At 71.1% G+C, this 25,976-nt stretch carries 23 protein-coding genes; 5 read left to right on the top strand and 18 right to left on the bottom strand.

The genetic code is table 11. The features are described from left to right. The first annotated feature begins 26 nt into the window (after positions 1 to 26). The gene (locus tag P0L94_11910; GenBank protein ID WES63160.1) at positions 27 to 1,652 is read left to right on the top strand and encodes a molybdopterin-dependent oxidoreductase; all 1,626 of its coding nucleotides are present in this window, start codon (positions 27 to 29) and stop codon (positions 1,650 to 1,652) included. A 27-nt stretch (positions 1,653 to 1,679) separates the two neighbouring features. Here P0L94_11910 and P0L94_11915 read toward each other — a convergent pair whose 3' ends face one another. The 6 genes from P0L94_11915 to P0L94_11940 all read right to left on the bottom strand — a co-directional run bounded on the left by P0L94_11915 (position 1,680) and on the right by P0L94_11940 (position 7,338). After that, positions 1,680 to 2,666 carry a VOC family protein gene (locus P0L94_11915; GenBank protein WES63161.1) on the bottom strand — a complete coding sequence of 329 codons (987 nt, stop codon included), beginning with the start codon at positions 2,664 to 2,666 and terminating at the stop codon, positions 1,680 to 1,682. 62 nt (positions 2,667 to 2,728) lie between these two features. After that, entirely contained in the window at positions 2,729 to 3,022 is a 294-nt protein-coding gene (locus P0L94_11920) for a putative quinol monooxygenase (GenBank protein ID WES63162.1), read from the bottom strand. Positions 3,023 to 3,129: 107 nt separating this feature from the next. Beyond that, positions 3,130 to 4,356, bottom strand: a complete 1,227-nt coding sequence (gene rocD, locus P0L94_11925) for an ornithine--oxo-acid transaminase (GenBank protein ID WES63163.1) — start codon at positions 4,354 to 4,356, stop codon at positions 3,130 to 3,132. A 14-nt stretch (positions 4,357 to 4,370) separates the two neighbouring features. After that, complete coding sequence (locus P0L94_11930; GenBank protein ID WES63164.1) at positions 4,371 to 5,246, bottom strand: hypothetical protein; 876 nt, start codon at positions 5,244 to 5,246, stop codon at positions 4,371 to 4,373. Between the two features lie 182 nt (positions 5,247 to 5,428). Beyond that, the gene (locus P0L94_11935; GenBank protein WES63165.1) at positions 5,429 to 6,475 is read right to left on the bottom strand and encodes a hypothetical protein; all 1,047 of its coding nucleotides are present in this window, start codon (positions 6,473 to 6,475) and stop codon (positions 5,429 to 5,431) included. Then, positions 6,472 to 7,338, bottom strand: coding sequence for a patatin-like phospholipase family protein (locus P0L94_11940; protein WES63166.1), 867 nt, complete (start codon positions 7,336 to 7,338; stop codon positions 6,472 to 6,474). Before P0L94_11940 ends, P0L94_11935 begins: the two co-directional genes overlap by 4 nt. A gap of 231 nt (positions 7,339 to 7,569) precedes the next feature. Here P0L94_11940 and P0L94_11945 point away from each other — a divergent pair, with 231 nt between their 5' ends. Further along, positions 7,570 to 8,025 (top strand): hypothetical protein, encoded by a 456-nt coding sequence (locus P0L94_11945; GenBank protein ID WES63167.1) that lies wholly within the window; start codon positions 7,570 to 7,572, stop codon positions 8,023 to 8,025. Between the two features lie 13 nt (positions 8,026 to 8,038). Here the strand turns inward: P0L94_11945 and P0L94_11950 are convergent, their stop codons facing one another. From P0L94_11950 to P0L94_11980, 7 genes are all read right to left on the bottom strand, one after another. After that, positions 8,039 to 9,028 carry an arabinan endo-1,5-alpha-L-arabinosidase gene (locus tag P0L94_11950; protein ID WES63168.1) on the bottom strand — a complete coding sequence of 330 codons (990 nt, stop codon included), beginning with the start codon at positions 9,026 to 9,028 and terminating at the stop codon, positions 8,039 to 8,041. 5 nt (positions 9,029 to 9,033) lie between these two features. Then, positions 9,034 to 10,545, bottom strand: coding sequence for an alpha-N-arabinofuranosidase (locus P0L94_11955; GenBank protein WES63169.1), 1,512 nt, complete (start codon positions 10,543 to 10,545; stop codon positions 9,034 to 9,036). Between the two features lie 62 nt (positions 10,546 to 10,607). Then, a complete protein-coding gene (locus tag P0L94_11960; GenBank protein WES63170.1) occupies positions 10,608 to 11,555 on the bottom strand; it encodes a carbohydrate ABC transporter permease in 948 nt (315 codons plus the stop codon). Next, positions 11,555 to 12,484 (bottom strand): sugar ABC transporter permease, encoded by a 930-nt coding sequence (locus P0L94_11965; GenBank protein WES63171.1) that lies wholly within the window; start codon positions 12,482 to 12,484, stop codon positions 11,555 to 11,557. Before P0L94_11965 ends, P0L94_11960 begins: the two co-directional genes overlap by 1 nt. Before the next feature lie 168 nt (positions 12,485 to 12,652). Then, on the bottom strand, positions 12,653 to 13,987 hold the full coding sequence (locus P0L94_11970) for an extracellular solute-binding protein (protein WES63172.1): 1,335 nt from the start codon (positions 13,985 to 13,987) through the stop codon (positions 12,653 to 12,655). Positions 13,988 to 14,147: 160 nt separating this feature from the next. Continuing rightward, the gene (locus P0L94_11975) at positions 14,148 to 15,185 is read right to left on the bottom strand and encodes a LacI family DNA-binding transcriptional regulator (protein WES63173.1); all 1,038 of its coding nucleotides are present in this window, start codon (positions 15,183 to 15,185) and stop codon (positions 14,148 to 14,150) included. 319 nt (positions 15,186 to 15,504) lie between these two features. After that, positions 15,505 to 19,233, bottom strand: a complete 3,729-nt coding sequence (locus tag P0L94_11980; protein WES63174.1) for a bifunctional proline dehydrogenase/L-glutamate gamma-semialdehyde dehydrogenase — start codon at positions 19,231 to 19,233, stop codon at positions 15,505 to 15,507. Positions 19,234 to 19,320: 87 nt separating this feature from the next. Here P0L94_11980 and P0L94_11985 point away from each other — a divergent pair, with 87 nt between their 5' ends. Next, positions 19,321 to 20,226 (top strand): LysR family transcriptional regulator, encoded by a 906-nt coding sequence (locus P0L94_11985; protein ID WES63175.1) that lies wholly within the window; start codon positions 19,321 to 19,323, stop codon positions 20,224 to 20,226. A gap of 1 nt (position 20,227) precedes the next feature. Here the strand turns inward: P0L94_11985 and P0L94_11990 are convergent, their stop codons facing one another. Beyond that, positions 20,228 to 20,845, bottom strand: a complete 618-nt coding sequence (locus P0L94_11990; protein ID WES63176.1) for a hypothetical protein — start codon at positions 20,843 to 20,845, stop codon at positions 20,228 to 20,230. A gap of 147 nt (positions 20,846 to 20,992) precedes the next feature. After that, the gene (locus P0L94_11995; protein ID WES66323.1) at positions 20,993 to 21,544 is read right to left on the bottom strand and encodes a thioesterase family protein; all 552 of its coding nucleotides are present in this window, start codon (positions 21,542 to 21,544) and stop codon (positions 20,993 to 20,995) included. A gap of 152 nt (positions 21,545 to 21,696) precedes the next feature. Between P0L94_11995 and P0L94_12000 the strand changes: the two genes are divergently transcribed. Together P0L94_12000 and cofE are read left to right on the top strand one after the other, a co-directional pair. After that, a complete protein-coding gene (locus P0L94_12000) occupies positions 21,697 to 22,203 on the top strand; it encodes a GNAT family N-acetyltransferase (protein WES63177.1) in 507 nt (168 codons plus the stop codon). Between the two features lie 26 nt (positions 22,204 to 22,229). Then, positions 22,230 to 23,021 carry a coenzyme F420-0:L-glutamate ligase gene (gene cofE, locus P0L94_12005; GenBank protein ID WES63178.1) on the top strand — a complete coding sequence of 264 codons (792 nt, stop codon included), beginning with the start codon at positions 22,230 to 22,232 and terminating at the stop codon, positions 23,019 to 23,021. A gap of 65 nt (positions 23,022 to 23,086) precedes the next feature. Here cofE and P0L94_12010 read toward each other — a convergent pair whose 3' ends face one another. From P0L94_12010 to P0L94_12020, 3 genes are read right to left on the bottom strand one after another with little or no spacing between them, the layout of a single operon-like run. Further along, positions 23,087 to 23,950 (bottom strand): hypothetical protein, encoded by an 864-nt coding sequence (locus tag P0L94_12010; GenBank protein ID WES63179.1) that lies wholly within the window; start codon positions 23,948 to 23,950, stop codon positions 23,087 to 23,089. Beyond that, a complete protein-coding gene (locus P0L94_12015) occupies positions 23,947 to 24,651 on the bottom strand; it encodes a response regulator transcription factor (protein WES63180.1) in 705 nt (234 codons plus the stop codon). The genes P0L94_12010 and P0L94_12015 overlap by 4 nt, the downstream gene beginning before the upstream one ends. After that, the gene (locus P0L94_12020; GenBank protein ID WES63181.1) at positions 24,639 to 25,904 is read right to left on the bottom strand and encodes a histidine kinase; all 1,266 of its coding nucleotides are present in this window, start codon (positions 25,902 to 25,904) and stop codon (positions 24,639 to 24,641) included. The genes P0L94_12015 and P0L94_12020 overlap by 13 nt, the downstream gene beginning before the upstream one ends. Between the last annotated feature and the right edge of the window lie 72 nt (positions 25,905 to 25,976).

A 25,976-nucleotide genomic window follows, 5' to 3' on the forward strand; every position in this document is an offset into this window, starting at 1 on the left:
CGGGCGCGTCGGATTAGGCTCGCGATGTGGCGACCACCCGCACGCGTTCCCTCCTCGCCGCCGCGGCGGCGGGGGTGTGCGGCGTCGCCTTCGGGGCGGGACTGGGCGAAGCGACCGCCGCGATCGCGGTGCCCGAGTCGAGTCCGTTCGCGGTGGTCGGCGGAGCGCTCATCGATGCGGCGCCGCCGTGGGCGAAGGATCTCGCGATCGAGCTGTTCGGTCTGGCCGACAAGGTCGCGCTCCTGATCGGGATCGCGATCGTGATGGGTCTCGTGGCCGCCGGCGCGGGCGTGCTCGAGTCTCGGCGGCCGCCGTGGGGCTCGGTGATCGCCGCCGCACTCGGCGTCGTCGGCATCGTCGTCGCGACCAGCCGCGCGGGTGCGAGCGGATTCGCCTGGCTGCCCGCGGCGGTCGCCGGTGCGGCCGCCGCGATCGCGATGCGCATGCTCGTGCGGCTGGCGGTTCGCGCCTACCCGCCGCAGACCGCCGTGCCGGCGCTCGGCGACGCCGGGTCGCCGGATGGGCGCGCGGGCGAGGCGTCCGGTGCGCCCGAGCCGTCACCCGCCGCACCGTCATCGCGCGGCGTCGATCGGCGCGGCTTCCTGGCGTGGTCCGGCGCCGCGGCCGCCGTCGGCATGATCGGGCTGGTCGTCGGCAACGTCGCACGCGCGGGCGTGCAGGCCGCCACGACCGTGCGCGACGCTCTGCGGCTTCCGTCACCCGCCCGCTCCGCGCCGCCGATTCCGGCCGGCGCCGAGCTCGGCATCCCCGACCTCGCGCCGGTCGTGACGCCCAACGGCATCTTCTACCGCATCGACACCGCTCTCGTGGCGCCGCAGATCGACCCTGCGGACTGGTCGCTGCGCATCCACGGCATGGTCGACCGCGAAGTGAGCCTCACGTGGGACGAGCTGCTCGCGCTGCCGCTCGAAGAGACCGACACCACCCTCACGTGCGTGTCGAACACCGTCGGCGGCGGGCTGATCGGCAACGCCCGCTGGCTCGGCTACCCGATCCGGAATCTGCTCGAGAAGGCCGGCGTGTCACCGGACGCCGACATGGTGCTCTCGCGGTCGATCGACGGCTGGACCGCCTCGACGCCGCTCGAGGCCCTCACCGACGACCGCGACTCGATCCTCGCGGTCGGGATGAACGGCGAGCCGCTGCCGGTCGAGCACGGCTTCCCGGTGCGCATGGTGGTGCCGGGGCTGTACGGCTACGTGTCGGCGACCAAGTGGGTGACCGAACTCAAGGTCACGCGGTTCGACAGCGACACCGCCTACTGGACGACGCGAGGGTGGTCGGCGCGCGGCCCGATCAAGCTCCAGTCGCGCATCGACGTGCCGCGCTTCGGCACCCGTCTCGCACCGGGCGACACGGTCATCGCCGGCATGGCCTGGCAGCAGCACGTCGGCGTCGCCGGTGTCGAAGTGCAGATCGACGGCGGGGAGTGGATGCCGGCGACGCTCGCGACGGCGATCTCGGACGACACGTGGGTGCAGTGGAGCATCCCGTGGACCGCGACGGCGGGACGCCACGAGGTCCGCTGCCGCGCCATCAGCGCGACCGGCGAGGTGCAGACGGACGACGCCGCACCGCCCGCACCGGACGGCGCCACCGGTCGTCACCGCATCGACGTCACCGTCGAGTGAGCGACGGGGCCGAAGCCCCGCGGCCGATCAGTCCACCAGGACGTTGACGACGTTGCCCCACGGGTCGGCCGTCTCGATCGCACCGGCCGCCGTCTCATGCGCGACGCCGGCGGCCTCGAGCCGCGCCGCGACGTCGTCGAGGTCGCCCTGCGTCGGCACCCGCACGACGAAGGCGCCCAGCCCCGGCCCCTCGCCGCGCTCCCCAGCGCCCGCGCTGAGCCACGTGTTCGTGGCGAGGTGGTGGTGATACCCGCCGGCGGCGTAGAAGAGGGCGCCGTCGGTCTCGCTGGTCACCGCGAAGCCGAGGGTGTCGGCGTAGAAGGCACGGGCCTGGTCGAGGTCGCCCACGCGCAGGTGGACGTGGCCGACCTGGGCATCGGTGGCGGGCTCGCCGTCGGCGTGCTCGGAGATGAACGCGTTCGGGTCGAGGAAGGCGGATCCCATGCTCACCTGTCCGTCCTCCCACACCCACTCGTCACGGGGCCGGTCCACGTACAGCTCGACGCCATTGCCCTCGGGGTCGCCGAAGTAGAACGCCAGGCTCACGGCGTGATCGGCCGCCCCCTGGTACGACTGTGGAGCGAGAGTGGCCACGGAAAGCAGAGCGGCGGCGAGCGCGGGCTCGTCCGGATAGAGGATCGCCGTGTGGTACAGCCCGGCCTGGGCGGGATCGTCGGCGCCCTCCGCCCCCGCGGACAGCGTCACCAGGGGCTCGTCATAGCCGAGGACGACACGCTCGGCGTCCTCTTCGATCACCGGCAGCCCCAGCGCGCCGGTGTAGTAGGCGCGCATCACCTCGAGGTCGACCACCTCCAGGTCGACCGTCCCCATCGCGGTGTCGTCCGGGAGCGGAGCGGAGGGCACGTCGCCGCCGGCCTGCGACGGGCGGGCGGTGAGGAGGACGACCAGGACGACCGCGACGACGGCGATCACGGCTGCTGCCGCCGTCGAGATCACGATGGTCCGGCGACGGCGGGAGGATGAGGCTGCGGAGTTCACGCCAGGGGGAAACATGCATCCGATTGAATGCATTCCCGAAGCAGGCGACGCGCGCCGGATGTCGGCCGGCGCGGACCTCAGCGGTCGAACGGCTCGAGGCGCACCAGACGCGGCGGGCCGGTGAGCAGAGGTCCGAGCTCGGGCACCGCTCCCGCCCCGGCCCGGTAGTCCCGGTAGGCCTGCTCGGCCTCCCACGACGACCACTCCTCGTACAGCGTCCAGCAGGCGGGGTCGTCGCGGTCGACGAGCCAGTCGAGCCGTTCGCAGCCCTCGAACGCCCTCGACGTCTCGAGCATCTCGCCGAACACCGTCTCGGCCTCGTCCAGCCGCGTCGGATCCATCCGGAACTCGACGATCGCCGCGTGCACCATGGACCCGCCCCTCATCGAACCTCTGCCGAGCATCACTCTGCCCCGCGCCGCCCGAGCGGCGCACGGCCGGTTCCGCGCCGCGGAAGCCGACGTCTTCGCGCGACGGGTCAGTCGGCCAGGACGACCTTCAACTGCTCGATGGCCCAGTCCAGCTCGGTCGCGCGGATGACCAGGGGCGGCGCAAGCCGCACGGTCTGGCCGTGCGTGTCCTTGACCAGCACGCCGCGCGCGAGCAGCCGCTCGGCGACCTCGCGTCCCGTGCCGACGGACGGGTCGATGTCGACTCCCGCCCACAGGCCGGCGACGCGCACGCCGGTGACGCCGTGGCCGACGAGTTCGGCCAGACGCCCCTCGAGGTGCTCGCCCAGCGCCTGCGCCCGCGTCTGCACCTGCCCCGAGGCGAGCATCTCGACCACGCGCAGCCCCACGGCCGCCGCGAGAGGGTTGCCGCCGAACGTGGAGCCGTGCTCTCCCGGCCGGATGACGCCGAGGATGTCGCTGTCGGCGACGACCGCCGACAGCGGCACGATCCCGCCGCCGAGCGCCTTGCCCAGCACGTACACATCCGGCACGACCTGCTCGCGGTCGCACGCGAACGTCGTTCCGGCACGTCCGAGCCCCGACTGGATCTCGTCGGCGATCATGAGGACGTTGTGCTTCGTGCAGATCTCACGGACGTCGCGCAGATAGCCCTCGGGCGGCACGACCACGCCGGCCTCGCCCTGGATCGGCTCGATGAGCACGGCCGCGGTGTTCTCGTCGATCGCCGCCTCGATCGCGGCGGCGTCGCCGAACGGGACCGCGGCGAAGCCGGGGGCGTACGGCCCGAAGTCGTCTCGCGCATCGGGGTCGTCGCTGAAGCCGACGATCGTCGTGGTGCGGCCATGGAAGTTGCCGTGCGCGACGACGATCGAGGCGGCATCCGCCTCGACGCCCTTCACGCGGTAGCCCCACGCACGAGCGACCTTGATGGCCGTCTCGACCGCTTCGGCCCCGGTGTTCATGGGGAGCACGAGCTGCTTGCCGCACAGGTCCGCGAGGGCCGCGGCGAACTCGCCGAGGCGGTCGTTGTGGAAGGCGCGGCTGGTCAGGGTGAGGCGCCCGAGCTGCTCGGTGGCGGCCGCGACGAGCTCGGGATGCCGGTGCCCGAAGTTCAGCGCCGAGTACGCCGACAGCAGGTCGAGGTACCGCTTGCCCTCGACGTCGGTGACCCATGCCCCCTCCCCCCGTGCGAGCACCACGGGCAGCGGGTGGTAGTTGCGTGCGACGTGCTCGTCCTCGGAGTCGATGATGCGGATCGCGGCGGTCGCGAGGTGCGGGGACGTGGGAGTCATTGTCGGGTTTCCCTTCAGCGGCGCAGTTCGAGCGTGCAGCACTTGATGCCGCCGCCGCCCAGCAGCAGCTCGGACAGGTCCACGGCGATCGGGGTGTAGCCGCGCTTGCGCAGCTGCCGCTCGAATCCGGTCGCGCGCGGGGAGATGATCACGTTGCGGCCGTCGCTGGACGAGTTCAGGCCGAACACGGCGCCGTCGGCATCCGAGACGTGGATCGCGTCGGGGAAGCGCTCGGCGAGCAGGGCCTGGCTGTGGGCGTCGAACGCACCGGGCAGGTACGCGATGTTGGCACGGTCGGCCCCGCCCGGCCCCTCGACCGGGTCGAGGACCGCGATCGCGGTGTCGAGGTGGTAGAAGCGCGGGTCGACCAGGGTGAGCGAGACGACCTCCTTGCCGAAGACCTCTCCGACCTCCCGGTGGCTGTCGCCGGTGGAGCGGAACCCGGTGCCGGCGAGGATCACATCGCCCACGAGCAGGAAGTCGCCCTCGCCCTCGTTGACCTCCGCGGGGTCTGCGACCTCGAAGCCGTTGGCGCCGAACCAGTCCATGAACGCCGGCCCCTCGGGCACGCGCTCGTCGAAGCGGAACCGGGCACCGTAGGCGACGCCGTCGATCACGAAGCCGCCGTTGGCGGTGTAGACCATGTCGGGCAGACCCTCGATCGGGTCGATCAGCTGGACGTCATGGCCGAGCGCGATGTACGTGTCGTACAGCTCCTGCCACTGGCGGACGGCCTTGCCGGTGTCGGTCGGGTTGGCCGGCTCCATCCACGGGTTGATGCTGTAGCTGACCGTGAAGTGCTCGGGGCGGCACATCAGGTACGTGCGGCGCTGCTGGATGCGCTCGGGGGCGGATGAGCGGGGGACGCCTGTGCTCTCGTGCGGGGACATGGTGCTCCTTCGGGAAAGGTGGCGGACGCTGTCCTCTTGGCCCAGCGGCCCTTCGACCCGCTCGTCCGGGGGTGACCACGGTCGCGGGGAAGGGTGCGACACGGGCACGCCGGAGTCCATTCTGACACGGCGCGCGACCGCGCGACCGCGTTGCACGCGGGACGGCGCGAGCGCCTCGCCGCTCAGCTCTCGGTCGCGGCCGGTTCGGTCGGCTCCGCGGGGTCGGCGGACGCGGTCAGACGGGCGTCCACCCAGTCGTCGATCTGCTGCCAGTGGTCGTAGAGCCAGGCTTCGCGCTCCTCGGGCGGCGGCACCTGCTCTGCGGGGACGCGCCACGCCGTCGCCTCGATGGCGCTGTCCATCGGGATGCCGCGCCACAGCGCGCGGAGCGTCGACAGCCGCTCCAGGCCGACGTGCCCGATGAACGCGACGTCGGCGTCCGGGGCCGCCGCGATCGCGGTGAGCACCCCCTGCGGCTTGGGCGGTAGCACGTGGATCATGGCCCGCGCCCGGTCGGCGAGGTCGGGGCGGCCGATCTCGTCGAGCTTCGCGATCGCACGCTCACGCCGCTTCACCGTGAAGTTGCCGCCCTCGGGGAAGATCACGAAGGCGTCCCTGCGCCCCATCGTCCCGGCGAGGTCGCGGATCGCTTCGACGACGGCCGCGCCCGCGCGCCCGCGGCTCGGCACGAACCGCGTCGGCACGCGGCTGAGCGGGATGTCGATGCACGGATCGACGCGCAGCATGTCCTTCAGCACGATGCGCGGGCGTCGGTCGAGGAAGTTCAGCACGTCGTCGACGAGCAGGAAGGAGTCCCCCGGCCCGGCGTGCCGCGTCAGGAGGAGCAGCGGCCGCTCGCCCGCGAGGTCGTCGCCGTGGAAGTCGATCTGCAGCGAGAACGTCCGTCGCGCACTGCCCATCACCCGGCGCAGCCACCACGCCGCCGTCCGGTAGGTGAGGTCCTGGAACCTCGGAGTCTTCAGCCTCGCACCGAACCCCGACGCGATCCACTGGGCGAAGTAGACCACGATCATGATGGCCTGCAGCTCGGTGTACAGGAAGAAGAACCATCCGACGCGCAGAGGTCGCCAGCGGCCCGGGACATAGCGCGACGCGAACGCCGCCGCGATCAGCCAGATCGGGAACGTGCCCAGCAGGACGAGCGCGAGCAGGATGGCCAGCGGCGCCAGGACGAACCTGCGCACGATGTAGGGCGGCGGACCTTTCACGATTCCCTCTCGGCGACCGCTCCAGCCCGCTGCGCGGGCAGGGCGGCCAGGTAGTCGCGGGATGCCTCGTAGGCGCGGGCGGCGAGTTCGTCGGCATCCCCCATGTCGCGCCACTTGAGCTGACGCCGGTCGTCGAAGTCGAGCACGTTGGCGCTGGGCAGCACGTGCACGTCGGCACCCCCGGTCTTGCCGTCCCGGACCGAGGCGAAGCGGTGCCGGCGAGAGATCTCGAACGCGATGAGCGCGGGCTCCCAGAACTTCGTCGGAGCCCGCAGCGGCTGCTCCACGCGGCCGACCTGCAGCACGTAGATCTCGCTGGCGCCCAGTTCGACAGCGCGGTCGACCGGAATGGAGTTGACCAGACCGCCGTCGTAGAAGTGCTCGCCGTCGATCTCCACCGGTGCGAACAGTCCCGGGATCGCGGCGGATGCGGCGAGCGCGTCGACGACCGGCCCCGACGTGAACCATCGCTCGGCCGCCCGCTCGATGGAGGCGGCGACGCACTGGAACGGAACATCGAGGTCCTCGATCGCGACCTCGCCCAGCGCCCCGCGGGCGAGGTCGCGGAGCGCGTCCGGGTCGTTCAGGCCCACGCGCAGTCGCACCGCCGTGCGCACGCGGTCGAGCATCCTGCCGCCGAGGAAGCCGGTCTCGCCGATCTCGCGCCACAGACGCTCCAAGCTCATCACCCCGACCGGGCCGGGGTCCGCGGCGAACACCGCTCCGTTGAGCGCACCGATCGAGGTTCCGATCACGATGTCGGGGCTGATGCCCGCTTCGACCAGGGCACGCAGCATCCCGACCTCGACGGCCCCCCACTTGCCTCCGCCGCCGAGGACGAAGGCGCACCGCGGCGCGCTCATCGCAGTCCCTTCCGCACCCAGCGAGCGGGCGCCTCCGGTGCTCACGCTAGCGCCTGATCCCGCCGCCGTCACGGGCCGGAGGGCCTGTTCGGCCGCCCCGTGGGCGGCATCCGCCACGACGTCGGGACTGGCGCCTCGAAGCAGAAGAGCATCAGCGCGTCCACGGCGAGCGGGGGCTCGCCGTAGAGACGGAAGGTCGAGCACGCTACGTTGAGGCTGACGCAGGGGGGCGTGATCGTGAGCAGCGGTGTGGTCGAGAACGGGCGTAGCCGATACGAGGGCGACATCGCACGCCGGCGCCGGCGGCTGACGTGGGAGGTGGGCCTGCGGTCGTTCACGATGCAGGCAACGTGGCTCGTCGTCCTCGCCGCCGGTGCTGCGGTTCCGCTCGCCGCGGCGCTCGGATGGCCGGAATGGGTGGCTCCGGTTCTCGGATTCGCCATCGTCGTGGCCACGGGGATCGAGAAGATCTTCGGCAGGACCACGGATGCCGCGGTGGCCGTGGACGCCCTTCGTCGCCGGCTTGATCGTGAACGCCGCAAGCGCGACGCCCGCAGCGGGTCCGACGAGGCGGATGCCGACGGCTTCGACGCCTATGTCCGCGGGTGCGAGCGGGCCATCGCGGAGTTCGATGACTCGATGCTCGCCTACACGAAGAAGGCGACGGGGCGCGACGACGACGAATGAGCCGGCCCCGCGGTCACCACCCCAGCTCGGGCCAGCCGTCGGCGTCCCACCCCACGGGCGACAGCCCGAGGCGGAACTGCCCGTTCAGATCGGCGTCGTACCAGTGGAACGCCATGATGCCGTCGGCGATGGACTGTCCGCCGGGCCCGATGCGCGAGCCGTCGGTCTCGAGCAGCACGGTTCCGCCTCCGTCGAGGAGCGGAACGCCCTCGCGGTCGACGAACGGCCCCGTGGGTGCGTCCGCGCGGCCGACCGCGATTCGGTAGGTGCTGTCGGCGCCGCGGCAGCAGCTGTCGAACGAGACGAACAGGAACCAGTCGCCGTCGTGCTCGAGCAGGTAGGGCGCCTCGACGGCGTTGGGCGGCTCGCGCCGATCGGCCAGGCGCAGCGGTTCGGCGTCGTCGGCGCGCAGTCCGCTCGGCCATTCGAGCTCGATCATGCGGATGCCGCTCCAGAAGGAGCCGAACGCCATGAACGGCGTCCCCTCGTCGTCGGTCACGACACCCGGGTCGATCGCATTGAAGTCGTCATCGGGGCTCGACGCGATCACGGGCCCCTGGTCGATCCACGCGTAGTCGGGATCGTCGGGATCGAGCGTCGTGTTGGTGGCGAGGGCGATCACCGACGTGTTCTTGCCGAACGTCGACGCCGAGTAGTACAGGTACCAGGTGCCGCCGTGCTCGACGAGCTCGGGCGCCCACAGGTTGTCCACGCCGCGCACCTGCTCCCGGATCCAGTCGGGCTTGGTCTCCCACACCTCGCCCTCGTAGCGCCACGCCTGCCCGTCCTGGCTCGAGCGCACCTGGATGTTGCCGTTCGCGATCGTCCCGTTGCCGGTGGAGTAGACGTACCACGTGCCGTCCTGGACGGCGAGGGCCGGGTCATGCGTGGCGAGGTCGCCCTCGAGCTCCCCCGGACCGCCCGAGCACGCGGCGAGGGTCGCCGCGAGAAGGCCGACGGACGCGGCTGCGATCCACCGGGTCAGCCGCGTCCGCCGAGTCATGCGCATCAGCCGAGCGCGATCGCCGTCCACGACACGGGGGGCAGCGTGACGGTCAGCGTGCCGTCCGCCACAGCCGCGGTGTCGTTGGTCTTCGGCGCTACACGTGCGCGGTCCTCGAGCGTGTTCTTGGCGTACACGTCCTCGTCCCAGATGGCGTGGGTCTCGAGCACCGACACGTCACCGAGCGCCGAGACGTCGGCGGTGACGGTGATCGCCTCGGTCTGGCTGCGGTTGACGAGGAACACGGCGCTGCGGCCGGTCTCGGCGTCGTGGGTGGCGACCGCGTCGACCAGTGGCACCTCGCCGTAGACCTCGGTGGTGTACGTCGGCGCGTCGAGCTTGAGCTGCAGCGCGTCGCCCTGCGCGAGGCGCGAGGTGACCGAGAACGGGAAGAACGTCGTCTGCTTCCAGGCCGGCCCGCCGGGCTCGGTCATGATCGGCGCGATGACGTTCACGAGCTGTGCGAGCGACGCGCTCGTGACGCGGTCGGCGTGCTTGAGCAGCGAGATCATCAGGTTGCCGAAGACGACGGCATCCGCCACCGAGTAGACGTCCTCGAGCAGCCGAGGGGCGACCGGCCAGTTGTCGATCCCCTCGATCTTGTCCACGCCGTGGAACCGCTCGATGTACCAGACGTTCCACTCGTCGAACGAGATGTTGATCTTCTTCTTCGACCCGCGCACGGCGCCGACGTGGTCGGCCGTGGCCACGACGGTCTCGATGAAGCCGTCCATGTCGACCGCCGAGGCCAGGAAGCTGGCCAGGTCGCCGCCCCGCTCCTCGTAGTACGCATGGCACGAGATGTAGTCGACGTCGTCGTACGTGTGGGTGAGCACAGTGCGCTCCCACTCGCCGAAGGTCGGCATGTGGGCGGACGACGAGCCGCACACGACGAGCTCGATCGAGGGGTCGAGCTGACGCATGCCCTTGGCCGCCATCGACGCGACCTTGCCGTAGTCGTCCGCCGACCGGTGGCCGAGCTGCCACGGCCCGTCCATCTCGTTGCCGAGGCACCACATGCGCACGTCGAAGGGGTCGGTCTTGCCGTTGGCGACGCGCTGGTCGCTGAGCGCGGTGCCCGAGCGGATGTTGGAGTACTCCAGCAGATCGATCGCCTCGAGCGTGCCGCGCGTGCCGAGGTTGACGGCCATCATGAGGTCGCTGCCGACCTTGTCGAGCCAGCCCGAGAACTCGTGGAGGCCCACCTCGTTCGTCTCGGTGGAGTGCCACGCGAGGTCCAGGCGACGGGGACGGTCCTCGACGGGACCGACGGAGTCCTCCCACCGGAAGCCCGAGACGAAGTTGCCGCCCGGGTAGCGGATGGTCGAGACGCCGAGCTCGGTGACCAGGTCGATGACGTCCTGACGGAAGCCCTCGGCATCCGCCGTCTCGTGACCGGGTTCGTAGATGCCGTCGTAGACGTGGCGGCCGAGGTGCTCGACGAAGCCGCCGAAGAGCTTGCGCTGGATGGGGCCGATCGCGAAGTGCGGGTCGACCGTGATGCGTGCGGAAGGCATGAGTGTGCTTTCTTTCGTGCTTGTGGGGATGAAGAGGGACGGATGCCGGCGCGGCGCCGGGCTCAGGACTTGACGCCGCCGATGGCGAGGCCCCCTTGCCAGTAGCGCTGCAGGAACAGGAACGACAGGATCAGCGGCACCACCGAGATGAAGGCGCCCGACGTGATGAGGTTCCACACCTGCTCGCCGCCGGCGCCGGCGTTGGACAGGGTGAGCCATCGGTTGAGACCGACGGTGACGGGGAGCGTGTCGGGGCTCGTGAGCATCGCGAGCGGGAGGAAGAAGTTGTTCCACGTGCCGACGATGCTCAGCAGCAGCACGGTGACGATCGCGGGCCGCAGCAGCGGGAACACGACCTGCAGGAAGGTGCGCCACTCGCCGGCGCCGTCGATGCGCGCCGCCTCGAGCAGTTCGTCGGGGATGGCGTCCTGCGTGTAGACGCGCATGAGGTACACCCCGAACGGGTTCAGCAGCGACGGCAGGATCACCGCCCAGCCGGTGTTGATGAGCCCGTACTGGCTGAGCAGCATGAACTGCGGGATCACCAGAGCCGTCAGCGGCACCATGACCGAGCCGAGGATGATCGCGAAGATCACGTTGCGGCCCTTGAAGGAGTACTTCGCGAACCCGTAGCCGGCGAGGACCGCCACGATGGTCGCCCCGATGCCCGCCGTGAACGAGTAGAGGAAGGAGTTGCCGAGCCACGTCCAGTAGATGCCGTTCTGGTGCTCGAACAGACCCTGGATGTTCGTGAAGAACGACGAGGGGTTGTCGAACCAGAAGGCGGGGCTCGAGAACAGGCTCCCGGTGCTCTTCGTCGACGCGACGATGAGCCACCAGATCGGCACCACGAAGTAGAAGGCCATGATGACCAGCAGAACGTGCGAGCCGATCTTGCGCCCGCCGGTCGCGGGGCCGTGCTCGGTGCGGCGGCGGTCGCGCCGGCGCTGCTTGGGGTCGGTCGTGACGAGCTCGGTGTCGAGGGTTCCGGGGTTCAGGACGGCGGCCATCACTTCAGTCCACTCTGCTTGCGGGTCAGGAACAGGAACCCGAACGACCCGATGAACACGACCATCGCGAGGGCGAACGCGATCGTGGACGCGTAGTTGAACTGGCTGTAGCTGAAGGCCAGCGCGTACGCGTACATGTTCGGCGTGTAGTCGGCGGGGAGGGCGCCGGAGGCGACGCTGCGCAGCACGGTCGGCTCGGTGAAGAACTGGAGCGTGCCGATGAGGGCGAAGGTGATGACCATCACCATGGACGACGAGATCATCGGGACCTTGACGCGTGTCGCGATCTGCCAGCCGTTGGCGCCGTCGATGCGCGCCGCCTCGTAGATCGAGGGGTCGATCGCCCGGAGCGCGGCGTAGATGATGATCATGTAGTAGCCCGCCCATTGCCACGTGACGACGTTGACGAGGCTGAAGAAGATCGTGTCGCTCGAGAAGAAGCTCGGTGCTTCGAGCCCGAACAGCTCGAAGATCGTGCCGGCCGGGCCGAAGCGCGGGCTGTAGAGGAAGCTCCACATCAGCGTGCCGATGACGACGGGGATCGCGTACGGCGCGAAGATCAGCAGCCGCGACAGCTTCGACAGCCACGTCGCGAGGTTGTCCAGCAGCAGCGCCGCGGCGAGCGCGACGAGCAGCTGCACGGGGATCATGACGATCGCGTACAGCGCGACGCGTCCGAGGCCGCCGAGGAAGAGCGGGTCGGTGAAGGCCTTGATGTAGTTCTCGAGGCCGACGAAACGGGTGCCCGTCGCGAGGGTCGAGCTGTACAGGCTCATGCCGAACGCGTAGGCGAGGGGGAAGACGAGGAAGGCTGCGAAGACAACCAGGAACGGGGTGACGAACACCCAGCCGACCTTCTGGCGGCGTTCGGTGGCGCTGCGTCGTCGTCGAGGCGGCGCGGCCGGGGCGTCGATGACGGTCGTCGTCATGGCGATTCCCTTCGGTTCGGTGGATCGGGGTGGGGCCCCGAAGTGGTGGATCGCGGGCACGGAGCCCGGGTGGTGGATCGCCCGGGCCGAGGTCCGGGGGTGGTGGATCACGTGGCGGACGGTGCCCGCCGGGGTGGGGCCGGCCCCGGAGGACCGGCCCCGTGGCGATCAGTTCGTCAGCTCGAAGCCCTGATCGGTGGCGTACTGCTCCAGAGTGGCCTGCAGGTCGTCCAGCGCGGTACCGGCATCCTTCGAGCCGTCCACGACGACCGCCGTGACCTCTTCCTGCAGCTGGTCGTAGGCGTAGTTCTGGAAGGGGCTGAACGTGAAGCCGGGGTAGCCCGCGGCCGCCTCGAGGAACACGTCCTTGTTGATCTGCTGACCGCCGAAGAACGGGTCCTCGCGCTCGACGAAGTAGTCCGACTCGAGGATCGGGACCCACTGGGGCCACAGCGAGGCCTCTTCGACGCCGATCTTCCAGGCCTCTTCGGTGCCGAAGATCTCCTTCGCCACGAGCGCCGAGGCCTCGACGTCCTCGGCCTGCGTCGTCACGGCGAAGGTCGAGCCGCCCCAGTTGATCTGGACGGGGTTGTCGACATCCCACTGCGGAACCGGGGCGGCACGCCACTCGGCGGTGTCATCCGTGCCCTCGAGGCCCTTCAGGTAGCCGGGGCCCCACGCGGCGGCGATGTAGATGGCGTAGGTGCCGTCGACGAGCATCGTGTTGTAGTCGGCGGTGAAGGCCTCGTCGGTGGCGACCAGGCCCTTGCTGGTCAGGTCGTTCCAGTACGCCAGGACGTCCTTGGAGCCGGCGTCGTTGACGTCGATGCCGATCTCGAGCGGGTTGGCGCTGTCATAGGTGAAGGGCACGTTGCCGGCCTGCGCGAACAGGGCCTGCGTGTAGGCGCGGCCGTTCGGGGGGAAGTCGGCGAAGACGCCGGGGGCGCCGGCATCCTGCAGCTTCTGGGCGGCGTCGGCGAACTCGTCCCACGTGGTCGGCACCTCGATGCCGTACTCGTCGAGGATGTCCTGTCGGTAGAGCATGCCCATGGGGCCGCCGTCGACCGGGATGGCGTAGACGGCCGAGCCGCTCGAGACGTCCTTCCACGAGCCCTCGGTGTAGTCGCCCTTCACGTCGTTCGCGCCGTACTCGGTCAGGTCGACCAGGCCGTCGCGGATCGTGAAGCTCGCCAGCACCTCCGACTCGAGCATGATGACATCCGGTGCGCCGCTGCCCGACTCCAGAGCCGTCGAGAACTTCGTGTACTCGTCGTTGCCCTGGCCGGCGTTGGTCCAGCAGACCTGGACGTCGTCGTGGGTCTCGTTGAACAGGTCGACGACCTGGTCGAACGCGGGGTACCACGCCCACACGCTGACCTGCGTGGCGTCGGGGTTGAGGATCTCGTTGGTGCAGGACTCTGCAGCGGATCCGCCCGCGCATCCTGTCAGTGCGGCCGTGGCGACGGCGGCGACGCCGAGCCCGGCAAGAACCTTCGACTTCATTGGCTGTGTGCTTCCTCTCGCGGTGCAAACACCGGTGTTCACGGAGTGGTCGCGGGGCCGTCGCGGGGATTGCTCCTCGCTGAGTCCTGCGATTTACAACGTTAGAAGTAAACGTTGTAAACGACATGTTGCCGCCGCATCCGGCAGATGTCAAGGGTGCTCAGGAAGATTTCGGAGCGAGCTCGCGCTCCAGCGCCGGCGCCGACTCGCGCTCGGCGATGCGGAACTCCGCCAGCTGCAGCGACCGGTGGTCCTCGGTCGGATTCGCGATGCGATCCAGCAGCGTCCGCACGGCGGTCCCGGCGATCCAGCGCCGCCCGGGGTCGACCGTCGTCAGCGACGGGATCGAGTACTTCGCCTCGTCCAGGTCGTCCCAGCCGATGACGTGCACGTCACCCGGCACGTCGATTCCAGCCTCCTGCAGCACGCGCATGGCGCCCAGGGCGAGCGTGTCGTTGAGACCGAAGACGGCGTCGAAGTCGACCCCTCGGGCGAGCAGCTCGCGCATGGCCGTCGCGCCGTTGGCCCGGTGCCACGTGGTCGTGTACGACAGCAGGTCCTCGTCGTACGGGATGCGGGCGGCCTCGAGCCCCTGGCGATATCCGCTCGTGCGCAGTCCCGCCGAGCCGATGATCTCGCCCTCATGCGCGCCCACGACGGCGATCCGTCGCCGGCCGTTCGCGATCAGGTACTCCGTCGCCGCGCGCGCACCGTCGACGTTCTGCATCGTGACATGGTCGACCGGCCCGTCGAAGATCCGCTCGCCGAGAAGGACCATCGGATACGGCACCGAGAGCGCGTCGACATCCTCCTGCCCCATCCCGAGCGGGCTGAAGATGAGCCCGTCGGTGAGCTTCAGGCGGGGGCTGCGCAGCAGATCCAGCTCCCGCCGGCGGTCGGCGCCGGTCTGCTCCACGAGCACCACGACTCCGGCCTTCTCGGCCTCGGCGATGACGTCGGCCGCGAGCTCGGCGAAGTACGACAGCCCGAGGTCGGGGACGGCGAGCGCGATCGCCCCGGTCTTGCCCGAGCGCAGGTTGCGCGCGGTGAGGTTGGGCGTGTAGCCGAGTTCGGCGATGGCCGCCTGGACCTTCTCGCGCGTGGCCGGACGGACGTGCGGATAGTCGTTGATGACGTTCGAGACCGTCTTGATCGACACCCCGGCCAGCCGGGCGACGTCGTGAAGCGTTGCGGCCATGCAGCCTCCTCGGGATCAACTGTACCCGAGCGAGTACAACGTTGTAGAGAATCCTTCAGGACCGCTCGTTCATCGCCCGCCGCCGAAGCCCCGGCGCGCAGCATCCGAGCTTCGGAGATCGACCCGTAGCGCGGAGCATCCGTCCTGGATCACCCGCGTTCAGCGGCAGTCTCCGAGGTTCGGATGCTCGATCCACACCGGCGCCGACCTGAGTCACCACCGGCGGGGATCCTGGGCGACACGCCGACATACCGATGCCGGCACCGGCGTGTCGGCCGGCATCCCCGCCGCTTCTGACGCACCGGTGCCCGATGGCCGGTCAGATCACGTCTGCCGACCAGTCGTCGGGGTTGCCGAACCGGTGCGCCGTGATCGAGATCGACTGCTCGCGCAGGAACGGCAGCAGCTCGAGGCGGCCGGCGGTCGTCACGGGGCTGTCGTAGACGGCGAGATCGGGGTCGCCGTCGAACGCGTCGGCGAGGATGCGGTGCAGTTTCGCCACGGCGGTCTCGGATCCGATGAGACGCACGCGCGGCGGGCGGGGGTGGGCGGCCTGCATGCGCTCGATCCACTCCTGGTCGCTCTCGACGTACAGGGCGATCCCGGCTTCGTCGAGCGAACGCCGCACCGGCGCCGGGACGCCCGCGGTCGCGCTGACGGTCATGTCCGTGCCCGCGCGGATGCCGGCGAGCACGACGCGCAGCAGGGCCTGCCACGGGGCATCCGCGGTGGCGCGCACCGCAACTGCCGGCACGGGACGGTAGCGGAACAGGTTCCGCTCGACACCCAGGTGCGAGACGTCCTTGACGGTTCCGAACTCGCGGTTCCACGCGAGCGCGTCCGAGAGCGCTCCACGGCGCAGCCACTCGAACGCCTCGTAGCCCAGCGACGGCTGAGCGGCCTCGATCGCCTCCCGGATGCGCGAATCCAGGCCGCGCAGGTGAAGCGTCTGCGACGGTGCGCCCGCGGCCGACGGGCGCCAGGATCCGAGCCCGATCAGGTAGTTGGGGCCGCCGGCCTTGGCACCGGGGCCCACCGACGAGCGCTTCCAGCCGCCGAACGGCTGGCGCTGCACGATCGCGCCGGTGATGCCGCGGTTGACGTAGAGGTTGCCCGCCTGCACCTCGTCGAGCCACAGCGCGAGGTCGCGGGAGTCCTGCGTGTACAGTCCGGCGGTCAGCCCATAGGCGACGGCATTCTGCAGCTCGATCGCCTCGGTCAGCGACGACGCGCGCATGATGCCGAGCACCGGTCCGAAGAACTCCTCCATGTGCACGCGCGAGCCGGGCTTCACGCCGGTGCGGATGCCGGGTCGCCACAGCCGGCCGGCCCACGGGTCCGGTGCTGCGCCGCCGCCGAGCTCGGGCGCGACCATGTGCGGTGCGACGAGCCACTCCTCGCCGGCGTCGAGGGTCGTCAGCGCCCAGTCGAGCTTGCCGTGCGGCACCTCGATGACCGGGCCGACTTCGGAGGTCGGGTCGGTCGGCGGGCCCACGCGCAGCGACGTCGCGGCGTCCTTCAACTGCCGGATGAACCGCTCCGAGCGACCGACGGGACCGACGAGGATCGCGAGGGACGCCGCCGAGCACTTCTGGCCGGCATGCCCGAACGCGCTCTTGGCCAGATCGGATGCCGCGAGGTCGAGGTCGGCCGACGGCATCACGATCATCGCGTTCTTGCCGCTGGTCTCGGCCAGCAGCGGCAGGTCGGGGCGCCACGAGCGGAAGAGCGCCGCCGTCTCCCACGAGCCGGTGAGGATGACGCGGTCGATGTCGGGGTGCGACACCAGCTTCTTCCCCAGCCCGCCCTCGTCGATGTCCACCAGCGCGAGCACGTCGCGCGGGATGCCGGCGTCCCACAGCGCCTGGGCGATGACGGCCGCGCACCGCCGCGCCTGCGGCGCCGGCTTGAACACGACGCCCGATCCCGCGGCGAGCGCGGCGAGGACGCCTCCGGCCGGGATCGCGAGCGGGAAGTTCCACGGCGGCGTCACCAGGGTCACATGGGCGGGGACGAACACCGCGCCGCCGACGCGATCGAGCTCGCGCGCGTTCGCGGCGTAGTAGCCGGCGAAGTCGACGGCCTCGCTGACCTCGATGTCGGCTTCGGCGAAGACCTTGCCCGTCTCGGATGCCGCCACCTCGATGAGCTCGGCGCGGCGGGACTCCAGCATCCGCGCCGCCGCTTCGAGCAGGTCGGCGCGCTCGGCGGCAGGACGCTCGCCCCATCGGGTGCCCGCCCGCCTCACGCGGGCGACGACATCGTCGACCTGATCGGATCCGGTCAGCCGCGCGGCCGCGATCTGAACCTCTCCGGCGGTCGAAGACGGGATGCGGGCGAGCACGTCGCGCGCCCACGCGCGCACGTGCGGCAGCGCCGGATCCGAGTCGGGGGTGTTCGAGAATCCCGGGGCTCCGGATGCCGCGCGCGGGGACTCGCGATGGGAGAACACGGCCGTCTGCACGAACGAGTCGTCCGCGTACGGCCGGCCGCCGCCCTCCGCATCGCCGTCCTCGGCGCCGCCCGAGCCCGCCGCGATCTCGAGCACCGCGCCCGTGAGCGTCGGCTCGGCCGCCACGGCCTGGGCTTCGGCGCCGGCGACCCCACGGGCATCTCCGGTGTCGTCTCCGCCGCCCCGCCGCTGCCGGCGCCGCGGCCCCGTCGGCAGCCCGGGGTCGTCCGCCCGCTCGAGCGACGCGAGGAAGCGACCGCGCTCGCGCTCGAACATCGAGGAGTCGTCGTGCAGATCGAACGCGGCCGAGAGGAAGTTCTCGGTCGAGGCGTTCTCTTCGAGCCGCCGCACGAGGTAGCTGATGGCGACGTCGAATTCGTCCGGCCGCACGACCGGCACATACAGCAGCACGTGCCCGACGTCGCGGCTGACCGCGCGCACCTGGCCCTGGGCCATGCCCAGCAGCATCTCGAACTCGACGTCGTGGGTGACGCCGCGCTCACCGGCGAGCAGCCACGCGTAGGCGATGTCGAACAGGTTGTGCCCGGCGACGCCGATGCGCACGGCGCGGGTGTTCTCGGGGTCGAGCGCCAACCTCAGGCAGCGCACGTAGTTCGCGTCGGAGTCGAGCTTGGTGTCGTAGGTCGCGACGTCCCACCCGTGCATGATCGCGTCAACGCGCTCCATCGCGAGGTTCGCGCCCTTGACCAGACGCACCTTGATCGGCGCGCCGCCGGCGTCCGCGCGCTCTCGCGCCCACGCGGTCAGCTGCTCCAGCGCCGGCAGCGCGTCGGGGAGGTAGGCCTGCAGCACGATGCCCGCTTCGAGTCCCGCCAGGCGCTCGTCGTCGAGCAGGCGCGTGAACACGGCGATCGTCAGATCGAGGTCGCGGTACTCCTCCATGTCGAGATTGATGAACGTCCCGTCCGTCGCGGCCGTGAGGTACAGCGGCAGCAGGCGCTCGACGACCTTGTCGACGGTTTCGTCGAACGCCCACATCGAGATGTGGCTGACGATGGCCGACACCTTGACCGAGACGTAGTCGACGTCGGGGCGACGGATGAGGTCGTGGATGCCGTCGAGCCGGCGCAGCGCCTCGCGCTCGCCCAGCACGGCCTCGCCGAGCAGATTGAGGTTCAGGCGGGCTCCCGACTCGCGGATCGTCGCGATCGCCGGGCCGAGCTTCTCGGGGCGCGCGTCGACGATCAGGTGACCGACCATCTCGCGGAGCACGCGGCGGGCGATCGGCACGACCGGGACGGGAAGCGCGGGAGCGACGGCTCCCCCCACGCGCACGGCTCCCCGCAGGTACCACGGGAGGAACTCGGGCACGATCGGCGCGACGTGGTTGAGCCGGGATGCCGCGGCGACGACGCTCTCGGGGCGCATGACCCCGTCGACGAAGCCCAGGGTGAACGGCAGCCCGTTCGGATCCTTCAGGACGCCCGCCAGCCGCTCGGCCGCGGGGTCGACGTCGGCATCGGCGGCCTCGGTCACCCAGCGCGCCGCCAGCGAGATGGCCTCGTCCGCGATCGTGGCGTTCTCCTCGGGGGCGTCATCCATCACCACTCCAGACTGCACCTCGACACTCGTCATGGCATCGAGCGTGCGGCATGCATCCGTTCAAGAAAAGCGATGATCTACGATCGATACCGTTCAGTCAAACCGAATGATCGGATCGGGATGTTCGATCTGCGCCGACTGCGGATGCTGCACGAGCTCGCGCTGCGCGGGACCATCGGCGCCGTCGCCGAAGCCCTGTCGTACAGTCCGTCGACGATCTCGCAGCAGCTGTCGCAGCTCGAGAAGGAGGCGGGCGTCGCACTGCTCGTCCCCGACGGCCGCCGGGTCCGGCTGACCGAGCACGCCGAGCTGCTCGTCGCCCATGCCGCCGACGCCCTCGACCGCGACGAGCAGGTCCGCGGAGCGCTCGAGGCGCTGCAGCCGGGCGGCGCCCCGGTCCGGATGGCGGTCATGCAGACGGTGGTCCACGGCATCCTTCCCGTCGCCCTGTCGCTGCTGGCCGAACGCGAGCCGCTGCTGCGCGTCGAGGTCAGCGAGGCGCCGCCCGAGGAGGGCCTGTTCGAGGTCTCGGCCCGGCGCTTCGACCTCGCCGTCGCCGAGCAGTACCCGGGGCAGACGCGCGAGCACCGGCCGGGCCTCGAGCGCATGACGCTCGGTCGAGACCCCATCCGCCTGGCGCTGCCGCCCGGCGACGACGCCCGCACGCTCACCGCGCTGCGCGAGCGCCCCTGGATCCTCGAGCCCGCCGGAACGGCGGCGCGCCAGTGGGCCGTCCAGCAGTGCCGGGCGGCGGGCTTCGAGCCCGATGTCCGGTTCGAGGTCGCCGATCTGATGGCCCACGCCGAGCTGATCGCCGCGGGACACGCCATCGGGATGCTCCCCGACCTGATGTGGTCGGGGAGCGCTCCGCGCGTGCAGCTGGTCGAGCTGCCCGAGGCGCCGGCCCGCGAGGTGTTCACCGTCGTGCGGCGCTCGTCCACCTCACGGGCGGCGATCCGGGCCGTGCGCGATGCGCTCCGCGACGCCTTCGACTCGGCGCCTCCGCCGGCGCGGGATCGCTCCTGACTCAGGCGCGCTCGGCCCGCGCGGCGCGGCGCGACTCCGGCTCGGCGTCGGAGTCGCGCTCGGTGTCGGGAGACGCGGTCGACTCCTCGGCGTCCGGACCCGTCTGTGAGTAGCGGGGACGGCGCAGCTCAGGCTCGTCGCCGCGAGGGCGCGTGATCGGCTGCTGCGATGCATGCGACTCCTCGGTCCGGCGCTCGTCGGAGCCGTCGGCGGAGCCCTCGGCCGGCGTCGCCTCGGGCGAACGCGGGTCGATGTCGTCGGCCTCGCGGAGGGCCTCGGCCTGTTCGCCGCGCAGACGGTCGGCTTCGGCTCGGTGCTCCTCGACGCGGCCGCCCACGCGCTCGGCGTCGGCCTCTGCCTGCGCCGCTCGGGCGCGGGACTGCTCGGCGGTCGCCACGGCCGCCGCGGCATCCGCACGGGCCTGGGCCAGCTCGGCCTCCTTCTCGCGGGCGGCGATCTCGGAGTCGCGAGCCCGCGAGCGCAGCTGCTCGGCCTTGGCGTGCTGCGCCTGCTGCCGGCGCTGCGACCGGCCGCGCGCGGTCAGCGCGAAGACGGCGATCACGACGGCGACGACGGCGATGATGCCGACGATGATCCAGATGAGGGTGGTGGTGTCCACGTCACGCTCCTTCTCGGTCGGAGCCGGCCGCGGGGTGTCGCGCCGGCATCCGCCCCACTGAACCCTGTGCGCCCCGCCGCGGGCAACGGCTTGCGCGCGAGGTCCTCGCACGCTAACGCGCGCGTCGAACCAGAAGGAGTCCGGGACTCAGGGCCACATGCTCGGCGCCGCCGCCTTGGTCGGCGGAAGAGCGGATGCCGCAGCCCACTCGTGCACCCACGGCTCGATCTCGGGCAGATCGTCGGGGCGCCCGACGGCGGCGAACAGCTCCTCGTGGGTGACGGTGCCGCCCGAGCGCTTGAGGAAGCGGGCGCGCACGATCATCTCGGTGTAGACCTCGCCGTCGACCACCGCGCGATGCATCAGATAGACCGACTTGTCGTCGTGCCCCATGAGGCGCGACTCGATGTCGAAGCGCTGCCACAGATTGAGCGATTTGCGGAAGGTGATGGTGGAGCTCGCGACCACGGCGTACCAGCCGCGACGCCCGACGGCGTCCCAGATCCCGGTGCGCACGAGCAGGTCGAAACGCCCCAGGTCGAACAGCGATGCGTACCGGCCGTTGTTCATGTGGCCGAGGAAATCGATGTCGGTCGGCAGCGTCGTCAGGCGCACCCGACCGACGCTCTGCGGCGCGATCGTGCCTTCACGACGAAGCCGCAGGCGCGCGCGCAGGATGACCAGGATCGTCCGCCACATCACGTTCACGAGGGCCGATCGTAGCGACGCGGCGCTCGCGCGCACCAAGCGATTGTGGAATGTCTACAGTCCGATTCGGCCCGCTGTCACGGCGCACTGTCCGGTCCCCGGTCGATTTCTCGTCCCGCCTCGCCCGGCGTAGAGTCCTGCCCATGGGAGCTGAACTCCAGACCGACATCGTCGTCCGTCCGGTTCGCGACGTGGACGCCGAGGCACTCGGACGCGTGCACGCCACGAGCTGGCACGAGACCTACGACCACCTCATCAGCAAGGCCGCCCTCGAGAAGGTCTCGCCGATGCGCCTGGCCGAGCTGTGGACCCACTGGGCGGTGCAGGGCCCCGACTTCAAGATGTACGCGGCGCTCGTCGACCACGAGATCGTCGGCTTCGCCGGCTCGGGCCCCGCCCGCGACCGTGACGCACCGCGCAACCGCGAGCTCTACTTCATCTACCTGCTCGACCGCTTCCACGGCACCGGCATCGGGCAGAAGCTCTTCGACGCCGTCATCGAGCCCGATGAGCCGGTGTACCTGTGGGTGGCCGAGGACAACCCCCGCGCGCACCGGTTCTACGCCCGCAACGGCTTCGCCCTCGACGGCGCGTCGCACACCGAGCCCTTCCTCGGTGAGACGCTCACCGAGGTGCGGTTCGTCCGCTGACCCGCGCGCGCGTCGGCGGATCCGGGATGCTTCAGGTCTGGGCGCTGCCCGGGATCGGCGAGATCTCCGGCGGTGACGACCTCGCGGCCCTGATCGGCGACGCTGCGGCCGCCTCCGCGGCATCCGATCCCGACACGGGCCTCCGCGACGGAGACATCCTCGTCGTCACGTCGAAGATCGTCTCCAAGGCCGAGGGGCGGATGCTGCACGCCGACGACCGCGAGGACGCGATCACGGCCGAGACCGTCCGCGTCGTCGCCACGCGTCCGGGGGCGAACGGCGGGGTCACCCGCATCGTCCAGAATCGCCTCGGGATCGTGTCGGCGGCCGCCGGCGTGGACGCCTCGAACACCCCCGACGGGACCGTGCTGCTGCTGCCCGAGGATCCCGATGCGTCGGCGCGCGCGCTCGCGGCGCGCCTGCGCGAGCGCTTCGCCGTCGAGGTGGGCGTCATCGTCACCGACACGCTCGGGCGCGCGTGGCGGGACGGCCAGACCGACCACGCGATCGGGGCCGGCGGAGTCCATGTGTTCGAGGATCTGCGCGGCGGCACGGATGCCGAGGGCCGCCCGCTCGTCGTGACGCAGCCGTGCGTGGCCGACGAGCTGGCCGCCGCCGGCGACCTGGTCAAGGGCAAGGCCGCGCGGCTGCCGGTCGCGGTCGTGCGCGGACGCGGCGACCTCGTCGGTTCGCTGGACCTGCCCGGCGCCCGCTCGATCGTGCGGTCGCTGGACCGCGACATGTTCCGCCTGGGCACCGACGAGGCGTATGCCGAGGGCTTCGCCGCCGGCCGCGCCGCCGGGACCGAGGCGCCCTAACCCTCACACACGACGGATGCCGGGAGCACGCGGCTCCCGGCATCCGGTCCCCCGGCGCCCGCGCGTCAGCGCGAGCGCAGCACCACCTGGCCGGCCGAGACCTGGACGTCGATGCTGTTCGGCGCGCCGGCGGTGGAGCCGATGCGGTTCTCGAAGTCGCCGGCCGACACGTCGGAGCGGATGTCGTAGACGTCGTCGGGGACGGTCACGGTCAGCGAGCCCGCCGACACCTCGAGGGAGACGTCCTCGGGGGTTGCCCCGCTGAGGGTGACATCGAGCGAGCCCGCGCTGACCGACAGGTCGGCATCGGCGACGTCCGAGAGGTCGACGTTCCCCGATCCCGCGCTGATGTCGGCGACGATGGAGTCCGCGACGCCCGAGACGTCGGCGCTGCCGGCGCCGAGCTCGAGGCGGATGTCGTCGAACTCGCCGTCGACGGCGAGGCTGCCCGCCGAGAGCGTCAGATCGGCGTCGGCCCCTTCGACGCCGAGCGGCAGACGCAGCACGGCGTCGCCGGTGCCGCCGAACCACCACCAGCCCGAGCCCCACGCGCCCTCGGGCGAGGCGATGACGAGCGTCGAGCCGCTGCGCTCCAGCGTCCACTCGCCGGCGCCCCATGCGCGGGTGACGTCCAGCTCGGCCTGACGCACGTCGGCGAACTCGATCCGCAGCGAGCCGGCCGACACATCGGCGTCGAGCATCGTCACACCGGCGGCCGACTCGGTCTGCGACTGGGTCGACACGCTCGCCGCGGCGATCGTGGACAGTGCGGTGGAGGCCAGGCCTCCGACCAGCACGAACGCACCGAAGATGATCGCGAGGATCGCGACGGCCTTGGCTGCGTTGGACGGGCCGGGGCGCTGCGGCTGCCCGGCGGGCTCCGGCGCCGGCGGTGCCGGCGGGGTGGGAGGAGTCACGGTGGTGCTCATCGGTTCGTTCCGTTCTGCGGCGTCGTACCGCCTGCTGTGTGGGGCGGCAGGGTGCCGCCTGCTTCGAGGTGGGCGAGCGCTGCGAGCACCCGCCGGTTGCCGACGTCGTCCTGCTCGAGGTCGAGCTTCTGGAAGACCGCGGTGATGTGCTTCTCGACGCTGCCCTCCGAGACGTGCAGCGTCCTGGCGATCGCGGCGTTGGAGCGTCCTTCGGCGATCAGCGCGAGCACCGAGGATTCGCGGTCGGTGAGTCGCTGCATCCGCTCGTCCTTGCGGCGGCGGCTGAGCAGTTGGGCGACCACTTCGGGGTCGAGGACGGTCGCGCCCTCGCCGATGCGCCCGACCGCCTCGAGGAAGTCCCCGACGTCGGCGACGCGGTCCTTGAGCAGGTAGCCGAGTGCGCCGTCGCTGGCGGCGATGAGGTCGGACGCGTAACGCTCTTCGACGTACTGCGACAGCACCAGCACCGCCAGCCGGGGCAGGCGCGCCCGCAGATCGAGCGCCGCGCGGATGCCCTCGTCGGTCCAGGTGGGAGGCAGCCGCACGTCGAGGATGCAGAGCTCGGGCGCCTCGGCGTCGACGGTCTCGTTGAGATGCGTCGCGTCCGCCAGGGCCGCGACCACGTCGTGGCCGGCGTCCTCGAGCAGGCGGACCAGGCCCTCGCGCAGGAGCGCGGAGTCCTCGCAGATCAGGATGCGCACGGCACACTCACCTCCAGGCTGGTCGGCCCCCCGGCCGGGGAGTCGATGCGGGCTTCGCCGCCGGCGGCGGCGATGCGGTTGACGATGCCGTCGAGGCCGCCGCCGGGCAGGATCCGGGCTCCGCCGACGCCGTTGTCCTCGACGCGGGCCCACAGCATCCCGGTGTCGCGCAGTCGCACGACGACGCGGCATTCCGTGGCCCGCGAGTGCTTCGCCGCGTTGGTGAGCGACTCGGCGATCGCGAAGTACGCGGCCGCCTCGGCGTCGCGGCTGCACCGGCCGTCGAGACGCACGTCGAGGTGCACGGGGATCACGGACCGTCCGGCGAGCGCCGACAGCGCGGCGTCGAGCCCGCGGTCGTCGAGGACCGATGCGTGGATGCCGCGGGCGAGCTGTCGCAGCTCGGTGATGGCGGCCTTCGTCGAGGTGTGCGCCTCGCCGATGAGTTCCTTGGCGGCTTCGGGGTCGCTGTCGATCTTCTGCTGGGCCAACCCCAGCGTCATGCCGACCGACACCAGTCGCGGCTGCACGCCGTCATGGAGGTCGCGCTCGATGCGTGTGCGCTCGACGTCGGCAGCACGCACCGCGCCGGCACGCTGCGCGTTCGAGGCCTGCGCCGCTGCCGTCAGCTGCGCTTCGCGCGAGGGAACCATGATCGCCCGGGCGATGAACCCGTGCAGGATCGACAGGCCGATGATCGCCGCCGCGCCGAGGAGCGCCGCGAGGATGCCGACGGGCACCGCCCACGCGACCGGCACATCGAACCCGGTGCCCGACAGCGGGATGCCGGCGCTGCGCGCGAAGAGCGGCGAGAAGGCCAGGACGACGCCAGAAGCGAACAGCCCGACCATGGTGAGCACGATCCAGCCGAGCACGGTGGCGATGGCGGCGTTCGCGACGCCGCGCCACGCCGCCGGGTCGATCAGCTGCATCCAGAGCGTCTTCATGAAGCCGCCGAACCCGGGCCGTCCGCTGCGCCGCGGACGGTGGGGCGGGATGCCGAAGCCGTACAGCCCGTCGACGCGGGCGGCTTCGAACCACCCGAGCGCGAAGATCAGATAGATGAAGGCGAGGAGGAAGAGGATTCCGACGCCCAGGATCGGCAGCAGGCCGAGGCCCAGGCCGAGGAAGGTCGCCAGAACCGTGAAGACGGCGGGACCGATGACACCCATCGCGGCCAGCTGCGCCGACGCGCCGAGGACGCGCAGCGGGGAGGCCACCGAGGGCGGGGAAGTGGAGTCTGCTGTGGACATGACTCCAAGCTAGGACTCGGGGTCCGCGGGCGCGCCAGAGTCTTCCGTACTGTTCTGTTCGGGTTATCCCCC

Origin of the sequence: Microbacter sp. GSS18, from assembly GCA_029319145.1 — a bacterium.
Taxonomy (GTDB): Bacteria; Actinomycetota; Actinomycetes; order Actinomycetales; family Microbacteriaceae; genus Microbacterium.

Bases quoted from the DNA above. Each gene is read 5' to 3' on its own strand.
- P0L94_11915 (WES63161.1), bottom strand. From the start codon at position 2,666: ATGTTTCCCCCTGGCGTGAACTCCGCAGCCTCATCCTCCCGCCGTCGC.
- P0L94_11920 (WES63162.1), bottom strand. From the start codon at position 3,022: ATGGTGCACGCGGCGATCGTCGAGTTCCGGATGGATCCGACGCGGCTG.
- rocD (WES63163.1), bottom strand. From the start codon at position 4,356: ATGACTCCCACGTCCCCGCACCTCGCGACCGCCGCGATCCGCATCATC.
- P0L94_11930 (WES63164.1), bottom strand. From the start codon at position 5,246: ATGTCCCCGCACGAGAGCACAGGCGTCCCCCGCTCATCCGCCCCCGAG.
- P0L94_11940 (WES63166.1), bottom strand. From the start codon at position 7,338: ATGAGCGCGCCGCGGTGCGCCTTCGTCCTCGGCGGCGGAGGCAAGTGG.
- P0L94_11950 (WES63168.1), bottom strand. From the start codon at position 9,028: ATGACTCGGCGGACGCGGCTGACCCGGTGGATCGCAGCCGCGTCCGTC.
- P0L94_11955 (WES63169.1), bottom strand. From the start codon at position 10,545: ATGCCTTCCGCACGCATCACGGTCGACCCGCACTTCGCGATCGGCCCC.
- P0L94_11960 (WES63170.1), bottom strand. From the start codon at position 11,555: ATGGCCGCCGTCCTGAACCCCGGAACCCTCGACACCGAGCTCGTCACG.
- P0L94_11965 (WES63171.1), bottom strand. From the start codon at position 12,484: ATGACGACGACCGTCATCGACGCCCCGGCCGCGCCGCCTCGACGACGA.
- P0L94_11970 (WES63172.1), bottom strand. From the start codon at position 13,987: ATGAAGTCGAAGGTTCTTGCCGGGCTCGGCGTCGCCGCCGTCGCCACG.
- P0L94_11975 (WES63173.1), bottom strand. From the start codon at position 15,185: ATGGCCGCAACGCTTCACGACGTCGCCCGGCTGGCCGGGGTGTCGATC.
- P0L94_11980 (WES63174.1), bottom strand. From the start codon at position 19,233: ATGACGAGTGTCGAGGTGCAGTCTGGAGTGGTGATGGATGACGCCCCC.
- P0L94_11985 (WES63175.1), top strand. From the start codon at position 19,321: ATGTTCGATCTGCGCCGACTGCGGATGCTGCACGAGCTCGCGCTGCGC.
- P0L94_11995 (WES66323.1), bottom strand. From the start codon at position 21,544: ATGTGGCGGACGATCCTGGTCATCCTGCGCGCGCGCCTGCGGCTTCGT.
- P0L94_12000 (WES63177.1), top strand. From the start codon at position 21,697: ATGGGAGCTGAACTCCAGACCGACATCGTCGTCCGTCCGGTTCGCGAC.
- cofE (WES63178.1), top strand. From the start codon at position 22,230: ATGCTTCAGGTCTGGGCGCTGCCCGGGATCGGCGAGATCTCCGGCGGT.
- P0L94_12010 (WES63179.1), bottom strand. From the start codon at position 23,950: ATGAGCACCACCGTGACTCCTCCCACCCCGCCGGCACCGCCGGCGCCG.
- P0L94_12020 (WES63181.1), bottom strand. From the start codon at position 25,904: ATGTCCACAGCAGACTCCACTTCCCCGCCCTCGGTGGCCTCCCCGCTG.